Annotated in this window: 9 protein-coding genes; 3 read left to right on the top strand and 6 right to left on the bottom strand. The window is 63.3% G+C overall.

Annotation, left to right across the window (positions count from 1 at the left end):
- Positions 1–77 precede the first annotated feature (77 nt).
- Genes JOE60_RS18200 through JOE60_RS18210 form a run of 3 tightly spaced genes read left to right on the top strand, consistent with a single transcriptional unit; the run spans position 78 to position 3,923 of the window.
- Entirely contained in the window at positions 78–1,124 is a 1,047-nt protein-coding gene (locus JOE60_RS18200) for a homoserine dehydrogenase (RefSeq protein ID WP_167268100.1), read from the top strand.
- The gene (locus JOE60_RS18205) at positions 1,117–2,532 is read left to right on the top strand and encodes an aldehyde dehydrogenase family protein (protein WP_167268103.1); all 1,416 of its coding nucleotides are present in this window, start codon (positions 1,117–1,119) and stop codon (positions 2,530–2,532) included. The genes JOE60_RS18200 and JOE60_RS18205 overlap by 8 nt, the downstream gene beginning before the upstream one ends.
- Positions 2,533–2,543: 11 nt before the next feature.
- A complete protein-coding gene (locus JOE60_RS18210; protein ID WP_167268105.1) occupies positions 2,544–3,923 on the top strand; it encodes an aspartate ammonia-lyase in 1,380 nt (459 codons plus the stop codon).
- 84 nt (positions 3,924–4,007) lie between these two features.
- Here JOE60_RS18210 and JOE60_RS18215 read toward each other — a convergent pair whose 3' ends face one another.
- From JOE60_RS18215 to JOE60_RS18240, 6 genes are all read right to left on the bottom strand, one after another.
- Positions 4,008–4,451, bottom strand: coding sequence for an Lrp/AsnC family transcriptional regulator (locus JOE60_RS18215; RefSeq protein ID WP_167268107.1), 444 nt, complete (start codon positions 4,449–4,451; stop codon positions 4,008–4,010).
- Positions 4,452–4,518: 67 nt separating this feature from the next.
- Entirely contained in the window at positions 4,519–5,208 is a 690-nt protein-coding gene (locus tag JOE60_RS18220; RefSeq protein ID WP_167268109.1) for a response regulator, read from the bottom strand.
- A complete protein-coding gene (locus JOE60_RS18225; RefSeq protein ID WP_167268111.1) occupies positions 5,205–6,494 on the bottom strand; it encodes a sensor histidine kinase in 1,290 nt (429 codons plus the stop codon). The genes JOE60_RS18220 and JOE60_RS18225 overlap by 4 nt, the downstream gene beginning before the upstream one ends.
- 26 nt (positions 6,495–6,520) lie before the next feature.
- Positions 6,521–7,372: an ABC-2 transporter permease gene (locus tag JOE60_RS18230; protein ID WP_167268113.1), complete on the bottom strand. Its 852-nt coding sequence runs from the start codon at positions 7,370–7,372 to the stop codon at positions 6,521–6,523.
- Between the two features lie 2 nt (positions 7,373–7,374).
- A complete protein-coding gene (locus tag JOE60_RS18235; RefSeq protein WP_167268116.1) occupies positions 7,375–8,319 on the bottom strand; it encodes an ABC transporter ATP-binding protein in 945 nt (314 codons plus the stop codon).
- Positions 8,320–8,459: 140 nt separating this feature from the next.
- On the bottom strand, positions 8,460–9,459 hold a 1,000-nt coding region (locus tag JOE60_RS18240), incomplete at its 5' end, for a diacylglycerol/lipid kinase family protein (protein WP_204814968.1).

Genomic DNA, 9,459 nt, shown 5'->3' on the forward strand with positions numbered 1-9,459 from the left:
AGGGCAGAACAACATGGTGGGACGGACAGGGGGCTGCCACAAGATTGAACCATCCACCCCATCCATGAAGGAGAACCATGAAGACCTATGACCTCGCATTGATCGGTTTCGGCGGCGTCAACCGCACCCTGGCCGAACTCATTGCCACCCGGGGCAAGGAACTCTCCAGCGAACTGGGTTTTGGCCTCCGCGTAGTGGCCATCACCGATCTTCGCCTGGGTTCGCTGGTGCAGGCCGACGGAATCGATCTTCCACTGGTGCTTGGTCTGGGCCAGGGCCAGACGTTTGCGGACCATGGCGGTTCGGAGGACACCAACAATGAGTCAGTGATCCGCACCTGCACGGCTGACATCGTGTGTGAAGCAACGTTCACCAACCCTGAAGACGGGGAGCCTGCTGTATCCCACGTCCGCTGGGCACTGGAATCAGGCAAGAGCGTATGCACCACCAATAAGGGGCCGGTGGCACTGCAGGGGCCTGAGCTGTCGGCATTGGCCGAGATGAATGGCGTGCACTTCGAATTCGAAGGCGCCGTGATGAGCGGAACCCCGGTGATCCGGCTCGCCAGGAAGATGTTCTCCGGACTGAAAATCAGCGGTTTCGAAGGCATCCTCAACGGAACCAGCAACTACGTGCTTGGCCGTATGGAATCCGGGATGGACCTGGAAGATGCCATCAAGGAAGCGCAGGATCTGGGCTACGCGGAGGCCAACCCGGCCGCCGATATTGAGGGCTACGATGTTCGCCTCAAGGTCCTGATCCTCGCCAACCAGCTTCTGGGGGCAGGCATCTCCCTGCAGGACGTCAGCTGCGAAGGCATCTCCTCCGTCACCCGCAGGGCTATCGAGGATGCCGCCCGCCAAGGGCTGCGTTGGAAGCTGGTGGGCGCCGCGCGCATCACGCCAAGCGGCTCCGTCATCGCGAGCGTCAAACCCGTGGCACTGCCCCTGGACCATGGCCTGGCAGGAATATCCGGCGCCACCAACGCAGTCTCCTTCACCACCGACCTCCTGGGACCGGTCACGGTGTCCGGACCGGGTGCCGGACGCGTGGAGACCGCCTACGCCCTGCTTTCGGACATCATTGCCATGCACGCTGCATCAAAGGTGGCCTCCCATGCTTAAGGCAACAGGTACCGCGACGGAATCTCCGTCCCTTCCGGCCTTCCAGAATGTCACCAGCCCCTACGACCACAGCGTGGTGGGTGCTGTCCCCCTGACCGACGAGGCGAATGTTGACGCCGTCCTGGAAGCCGCTCGTGCGGGAGCCCGTGTGGCTGCCGGCCTTTCCCGGCACGCCCGGGCAGAGATTCTGGACAGGGCCGCCGCCTTGATGGAAGAACGGCGGGACACCTTTGCCGGGACAATCGTTGCCGAAGCCGGCAAGACCATCCGGCAGGCACGCAAGGAGGTCCTGCGCGCCGTCAACACCCTGCGGCTGTCCGCGGCCGAAGCGCGTCGCAGCGCCGGGGAGGTCATCCCTTTCGATGCCTACCAGGGCTCTGAAAACCGGACAGGATGGTTCACCCGGGAGCCACTGGGAATGATCCTGGCGATCACGCCCTTCAACGATCCCCTCAACCTTGTGGCCCACAAGATCGGACCGGCTATTGCGGGCGGAAACGCCGTCATCCTCAAGCCCTCCGCCCTTACCCCCTTGTCAGCCCAGCTGCTCACTGAAGTCCTGATGGAAGCCGGCCTGCCCCACAACGTGCTCACCGTGGTCCACGGCGGCCGCGGGATCGCAGGACACATCATTGCTGCACGGGATGTCCGCATGGTGTCCTTCACTGGCGGCTTTTCCACCGGCGAAAGCATCGCGAAGACGGCGGGCCTCAAAAGGCTGTCCATGGATCTGGGCGGAAACGCGCCGGTGATCATCATGGGCGATGCAGATCTTCAGGAGGCGGCAGCGTCCTGCGTATCCGGAGCGTTCTGGGCAGCCGGCCAGAACTGCGTGGGCGTTCAAAGAATCCTGGTGGACAAGGAAGTATACGGCCGGTTCAAGGAACTGTTCCTCGCTGGGACCAGGGCGTTGGTGGCCGGCGACCCCTCGGACGAAACAACTGACGTGGGTCCCATGATCAGCGCCTCCGCCCTGGAAGAAGTGCGCACCAAGATCGATCTCGCGGTGAACGCGGGAGCCGTCATTCTCGCGGGGAACCAGGTGCAGGGAAACGTCCTGCACCCAACAGTCCTGGAAGACGTCCCGGAAGACAGCCGCTTGTGGGCAGAGGAAGTGTTCGGCCCCGTGGTGATGCTGCGTCCGGTGGACGGCCTCGGCGAAGCCATAGAGGTTGCCAACTCGATTGACTTCAGTCTCCACGCCGGGATCTTCACAGCCTCGCTGGGCCAGGCCATGGAAGCAGCCCGCAGGATCCAGGCCGGCGGCGTCATGATCAATGATTCCTCCGACTACCGGTTCGACGGCATGCCCTTCGGAGGTTCCAAGTACGGAAGCATGGGGCGTGAGGGAGTCCGCTTCGCCTACGAAGAAATGACCCAACCCAAAGTCATCTGCATCAATAACTGAGGACATGGATCATGACGCATCGACTTGAGCGGGATTCCCTGGGATCCATCCCGGTTCCGGAAGCTGCCTATTGGGGTGCCCACACTGCCAGGGCACTGGATAACTTCCCCATCAGCGGGGTCCCCGTTTCCCGGTACCCGGGACTGGTGGTGGCCTTGGCCAGGGTGAAGCGCGCCGCGGCCCGGGCCAACAGGGATCTTGGGGCGATCGACCCCGTGGTTGCCTCGGCCATTGATCACGCATGCCGGGAAATCGAGGACGGGAAACACCACGGCCAATTCTGCGTGGACATGATTCAAGGTGGTGCCGGAACCAGTACCAATATGAACGCCAACGAGGTGATCGCCAACGTAGCGTTGGAGCACCTGGGCCACGCCAAGGGGCGTTATGAGTATGTGCACCCCATTGACCACGTCAACAGGTGCCAATCGACGAATGACGTCTACCCCACGGCCATCAAACTGGCCCTGATCTCCGCGATCCGTTGCTTGGATCATGAGTTGGCCGCTTTGACGGAGTCCATGCGGGTCAAAGGCGACGAATTCGCACATGTGGTGAAGATGGGTCGCACCCAGTTGCAGGACGCGGTTCCCATGACCCTGGGCCGGGAGTTCCACGCGTTTGCCGCCACGATCGAAGAGGACCGGTGCAGGCTGCAGGAATCGGCGGACCTCATGCTCGAATGCAGCCTGGGGGCTACGGCCATTGGCACTGGGATCACCGCCGTGCCGGGCTACCGGGCCCGGGCAGTCGATGCTCTTTCGGAAATCTCCGGTTTGCCGTTGGTACCCGCAGCGGACCTGCTCGAGGCGACTTCCGACGTCGGAGTCTTCATGCACGTCTCAGGAATGCTGAAACGGTCAGCCATCAAGATGTCCAAGATCAGCAGCGACCTGAGGCTGCTTTCCAGCGGTCCCCAGAATGGCTTTGCTGAAATCCTGCTGCCGGCCCGGCAGGCCGGCTCCTCCATCATGCCGGGCAAGGTCAATCCGGTGATACCGGAGACCCTGAACCAGATAGCGTTCGCCATAGCGGGCGCGGACACCACTGTGACCATGGCAGCGGACAACGGGCAACTCCAGCTCAACGCCTTTGAACCGGTGATTGCCAACGCGCTGTTCCAGGGCTTCGACTGGCTTACCAATGGCGTGCGGACCCTCCGGACGCACTGCATCGAAGGGATCACGGCCAACGAGGCAGAGCTCGGGCGGCGGGTATCCCGGTCTGCCGGCCTTGCCACCGCGTTTATTCCGGCGATTGGCTATGCCGCCGCAGCTGAGGTCGCGCACAAGGCCAAAGATGGGCAGATGGCGGTGATAGATGCGGTAGCGGCTTTGGGCTTCATGGAAAGAAACGACGCGCAGTTGATTCTGGACGCCGTCAGCACCTGACGGACCGCCGTCAACACCTGACGGACCGCCGTCAGCACCTGACGGACCGCTGTCGGCACCTGGGCGGCGGCCACTGTCCCGGGGTCAGGCCCTGCGGATCACGGTGGACAGCGTCACTGCCGTCACCGTATCCGTGACCCCGGGAAGGGCTGAAATCTGTTCCCAAATCTCCCGGATCCGCCCATGCGAACGCGCTTCCACCCGGACAATCAGATCGAAATCCCCGCTGAGCACATCGCACAGGACCACTTCCGGGATGGCGCGGAGTTCGCTGAGCACGTCGGCGCCCCGCATCCGGTCTTTCCTGTAAACCATGAGGAAGGCGGACACCAGATCCTGGGTATCAAGGCCCGCCACCACGGTGTACCCCTGGATGTAGCCCTGCCGCTCCATGCGCTCGATCCGCTGGCGCACCGCGTTGCGGGAGAGCAGGACCTTGCCCGCCAGTTCGGCATGCGGAATGCGGGCGTTTTTGGTCAGCTCTGACAGGATCCTTTGGTCTATGGCGTCGAGGCCCGCTCGCTCCATTCGTCCCCTTCCAAAGGATCGTTTGGCCAGTCGGCCCAGAAGGAAATGATACTGGGCGCCGGACCGCTCAGTAGTCCGGGTTGCTCGGCACTACCAGGCCGGTCTCGTAGGCGTACACCACAACCTGCACCCGGTCCCGCAACTGCAGCTTGCTCAGGATCCGGCGCACATGCGTTTTGACGGTCGCCTCGGAGAGGAAGAACTTGTGGGCGATCTCCGCATTGGAGAGGCCCTCGGCGATGGTGGTGAGGATCTCCGTCTCCCTGGGCGTGAGATCGTCCAACAGGGGATCTTTGTGGTGGTTGGTTTGGCTGCCAGGCACCGCACCTCCGCGGACATAGGTTTCCAGCAGGCGCTGGGTGACCCGGGGAGCCACCACCGCATCCCCGCTGGCCACCAGCCGCACGGCATGGACCAGCTCCGACGGCGCAACATCCTTGAGCAGGAACGCTGACGCGCCGGCTTGCAGGCCACTGAAGGCGTATTCGTCCAGGTCAAAGGTGGTCAGGATGATCACCCGCGCCTCAGAACCGGAGTCCGAGATGCGCCGGGTGGCTTCGATCCCGTCAACTGTGGGCATGCGGACATCCATCAGTACGACGTCGGGCTGAAGCGCCTCAACCTGTCGGACGGCCTCCGCACCGTCCGAGGCTTCGCCCACAACGGTAAAGTCCTCTTCGCCTTCCAGGATCAGCCTGAAGCCCATCCGCAGCAGTGGCTGGTCATCCACCAGCAGGACTTTGATGCAGTCGGTCATTTTTCCCCCTTGTCGCCGTTCCAGCGGAGCTCGGCGTGGACCGCCCAGCCTCCCCGTTTACTGGGACCGGCGGTGACAATTCCAGCATAAATCCCGGCGCGCTCACGCATCCCGGCGATGCCTTGGCCGCTGCCCAGGCTGCCCTCGGTTTCGCCGCTGCCCTCCCGGGTGCCCCTGCCGTCGTCGTGAACGTCAATGGTGACCAGATCGCCGTCCCGCGTCACCTGCACATCCACGCGGCTCAGCGCGCGGCCGTAGCGCAACACGTTGGTCAGCGACTCCTGGACAATCCGGTAAATGGTCAGCTCGAAGGCGGGATCAGCGGGAAGGGCGGGGCCCGTATGCGCGTAATGCACTGGAAGTCCCGCGGTCCGGAACCCTTCCAGCAGTTTTGCCAGGTTGTGGCCTGACTCAAGGGGTGACAGGGGCGCCGGACGGCCGGAATCATCCCGCAGGACACCCAGCACACGCCGCATGTCCGCCAACGCGGCCCGTCCAGTGCGTGACAGTTCGCCGAGCACCTGGTCCGCGCGTTCCGGATCCTTCTTTGCCACCACCGCTGCGCCGTCGGACAAACTGATCATCACGGTGAGCGAATGTGCCACAACATCGTGCATTTCCCGCGCAATCCGGTTCCGTTCGCTGACCTTGCCCAGCTGGGTGGTCCTGGCTGCCCACGCGGCAATTTCAGCCTCGTGTTCGCGGCGCTGACGGACGGAAATGCCGATCCCCGTGGCCAGGAGGTTGGACAACATGATGGTGATCGCCGTGGCGATGTTGTTGATCAGGTGGAAGTTTTCCGGCACTTCCTGCAACGTGCTCATCTGCGTGGGACTTGTCCACATAAAGAGGTACAGCACGCTGAGCGGCAAGCTCGCCACCACGAATACCACCAGCGCGGTGGAGCGCTTCCGCAGGGACGCCAGCGCGTACAGGGCGAACCAGAGGCCCACCGAAACGTTGGAACCCCAGGGGTTCAAAATGGCGGCAGCGATTTCCAGCAGTGCGACGGCGGCCACCACCGGCAGTGGGAAGCGTCGCCTGAAGATCAACGCCACGGCGATCATCACCAGCAGCGCCACCACGAACCATTTGGCGTCAATCAGCGAGGTGATGACGGTGGGCAGCGCCAGCAGCAGGTAACAAATGATCACCACTGCGTCCATGGCGCGGGGGCGCTTGAAGAAGTAGCGCCGGATCCTGCCGCGCCGGCGCTGGGCGATTTCAGCGAAGGACGCGTCAGCCGATGTGGCCGACGCGTCCCTCATCTGTGGAGCTTCAGTCATGGAATGAGCCTAGACGGACACCCGTCCTAGACGTCCCTCTTCTGCAGGAGCACCATGGCCAACGCCACCGGAACCACTACCCAGGCACCCAGGACCAGGGCGGCCTGCCACGCTTCAAGCGTGTCCGGGACATGCTCGACGGCGGTCAGCGGGCTGATGGTGTTGCCGGGAAGGTACTTGCTGGCCTCTTTGAAGAAATCGCCGGGGATCAGCTGGAAGGCGATCGGCGCCACGAAGAACAGGCCCACCAGGCTCATGATGCCGCCGGCCGAGTTCCGGACCAGGGTTCCAAGAGCCATGCCGATGGCTGCCACGGCAGCCACGTAGATGCTGTTGACCAGCAGGAGCTTGACCGATTGTGAGCTGGCGAGGTCAAGTTTGAGGTCGTAGTTGGTCAGGATGGGCAGTGCCACCAGACCTGCAACGTAGGTTGCCACTGCGGTGAGGACGAACGCGCTGACCATCACCACAATCAGTTTTGCCAGGAACGGCGACATCCGCCGGGGTACGGCAGCGAACGTGGAGCGGGCCATGCCCGTGGTGAACTCGGAGCTCATGAGCAGCACGCCCAAGGAACCGAGAATCAGCTGGGCAAACACGATGCCGGACGTCGGTACGGTCACGGCCAGGTCCCCACCCTGCGCGGCGATCGCTGCGGCGGCCTGGGGATCCTGTGCTGCCTGCTTGGCGAACTGGCCCGTTCCCCACGCGCCGAGGGCTGAGAAGCCAACCATCACCACGGCGGTGGACGCCAGCAGGATGAGGGTGGACATGAGGGTGCGGAACTTGATGAATTCAGAGTTCAGGACGCGGTGGAATGCCGGTCCCGGGCCCACCGAATTGCGGACGGATTTACGGTCCAAAGTATTGGTGCTCATGTCTATTTCCCTCCGGCCTGAGCGGGTGCGGGTGCCCCGGCGGTGATGTGTGAGTGGTATTCGACCTCGTCCTTGGTGAGCTCCATGTACGCCTCTTCCAGGCTGGCCTGCAGCGGAGTGAGCTCGTAAACCATCACCTGGTTCTCCAGGGCAGTGGTGGCGATGCCGCGGGGATCGATCCCGGAAACTTCCAGCAGTTCGCGCTCATGGACTTCCACGGAAACACCGGTTCCGGCGAGCAACTGCATCAGCCGCTCCGGCTGATCGGTGCGGACGCGGGTCCGGGCGTGGCCCTTGCCCGTGATGATGTCATTGATGGGAGCATCGGCAATGATCTTGCCGCGTCCAATGACAATCAGGTGGTCGGCCGTCAACGCCATTTCGCTCATGAGGTGGCTGGAGAGGAACACGGTGCGGCCCTCGGAGGCCAGGTACTTGACCAGGTTCCTGACCCACACCACGCCTTCCGGATCCAGGCCGTTGACCGGCTCATCCAAAATGATGGTCTGCGGATCGCCAAGGAGTGCGGCGGCGATGCCCAGGCGCTGGCCCATGCCCAGGGAGAATCCCTTGACCTTCTTCTTGGCAACATCGCCCAGGCCGGTCATTTCAATGACTTCGCGGACCCGGCTAGTGGGAATGCTGTGGGTGGCAGCCATGGCCAGCAGGTGGTTGTAGGCCGTCCTGCTGGTGTGGACGGCCTTGGCATCCAGCAGGGCACCGATCTCACGCAACGGCGCTTTGTGCTGGACAAACGGCTGGCCGTTCACGGTCACAGATCCGGACGAAGGAGAGTCAAGGCCCATGATCATGCGCATGGTGGTTGACTTGCCGGCACCGTTGGGGCCCAGGAAGCCCGTTACCCGTCCGGCCTGGACAGTGAAACTGACGCCGCCCACGGCGGTTTTCTCGCCATAGACCTTGGTCAGGCCTTTTGCTTCGATCATGGAAGCGTTCCCTCCTCGGAGCACACTGTGTGTGCAGATGAGTTTCGAATGTACTGACAACGCTACTCAGGGAGGGTGTGGAAATCGCCGGTCTCAGGGATGATTCAGGGTCCGGTCAGGGTAGTCCTCGCGGATGACCCCTAAGCTTCGGGCAAGGGCGAGTAGACCCGCAGCACCCGTGGCTTCACAGTGAAAGTGGCGCTACGGACGCCCGGTTTGGCCTCACCATCAACGGCGATCACCAGGGGCTGACCCACGGCCTCGATGGTGACCTCCGTGGCTTCGGTCAGGTGCGTGACCTTGGAGGCTGTCACGGTGCCCGTCACCACCGCCCACAGCAGGCGGGCGCGGGCGAAAGGCTCATCCGCGGAGATGAGGCGCAGATCCAGCACGCCATCGTCCAGCACCGGCCGGCGCAACGGGGCATGGTCACTGGGGTAGAAGCGCCCCCTGCCCATGTAAAGGATCCAGAGTTTGTGTTTCACGCCGTCCACCAGGAGCGTGGTGGGGGAGTTGATCCCAAAGGTGCGCAGGGACGCCACAATGCTGGCCAAGGGTTTGCCCATGGCCGGCTGGAGCCGCTCCCTCCGGCGCACCATGTTGGGGTAGACGCCCACACTGGCTGTGTTGAGCATGGCCAGTTCGATGGTCTCGGGATTGTCGGCCAGGCCTCGCTGAACCACCACATGTCCAAGGTCAACGGAGGCCGCTTGGCCTTTCGTCACGGCGGCCACCGTTTCCTGGATGGAAGTGGTCCGCAGGTCCCGGGCAAAGTGGTTCAACGTTCCACCGGGAAGCACCACCAGCGGAAGTGAATGCTCGACGGCGGCAGCCGCCGCAGCTCCCACCGTTCCGTCACCGCCCCACACGCCAAGCGCTACGGTGCCCGGCCGGGTCGCCGTCGCCTTGATCTCTCCGGCCACGTCCTCGCCTTCAGCGATCTCCTTGATATATGCCTTCGGGAAGAGCTCCTTCAACAGGTCCGCAGTCTCCGGGGTGTACGAGCCTCCCAGGGCGTTAACAGCGATACTCAGCCCGTCGCCGTCGTGAATTGCGGGCGCTTCCGCCGGAGTACGGCGGGGCTTGGGCTCCGCAGGAGTGGCGGGCCACCATTTCCGGGTCAGGAATGCCGAGCCGGCA

Source organism: Paenarthrobacter ilicis (assembly GCF_016907545.1).
Classification (GTDB): domain Bacteria; phylum Actinomycetota; class Actinomycetes; order Actinomycetales; family Micrococcaceae; genus Arthrobacter; species Arthrobacter ilicis.

Excerpts from the sequence above, each read along its gene's own strand:
- JOE60_RS18235 (WP_167268116.1), bottom strand. The coding sequence starts at position 8,319 with ATGATCGAAGCAAAAGGCCTGACCAAGGTCTATGGCGAGAAAACCGCC.
- JOE60_RS18205 (WP_167268103.1), top strand. The coding sequence starts at position 1,117 with ATGCTTAAGGCAACAGGTACCGCGACGGAATCTCCGTCCCTTCCGGCC.
- JOE60_RS18210 (WP_167268105.1), top strand. The coding sequence starts at position 2,544 with ATGACGCATCGACTTGAGCGGGATTCCCTGGGATCCATCCCGGTTCCG.
- JOE60_RS18220 (WP_167268109.1), bottom strand. The coding sequence starts at position 5,208 with ATGACCGACTGCATCAAAGTCCTGCTGGTGGATGACCAGCCACTGCTG.
- JOE60_RS18215 (WP_167268107.1), bottom strand. The coding sequence starts at position 4,451 with ATGGAGCGAGCGGGCCTCGACGCCATAGACCAAAGGATCCTGTCAGAG.
- JOE60_RS18225 (WP_167268111.1), bottom strand. The coding sequence starts at position 6,494 with ATGACTGAAGCTCCACAGATGAGGGACGCGTCGGCCACATCGGCTGAC.
- JOE60_RS18200 (WP_167268100.1), top strand. The coding sequence starts at position 78 with ATGAAGACCTATGACCTCGCATTGATCGGTTTCGGCGGCGTCAACCGC.
- JOE60_RS18230 (WP_167268113.1), bottom strand. The coding sequence starts at position 7,372 with ATGAGCACCAATACTTTGGACCGTAAATCCGTCCGCAATTCGGTGGGC.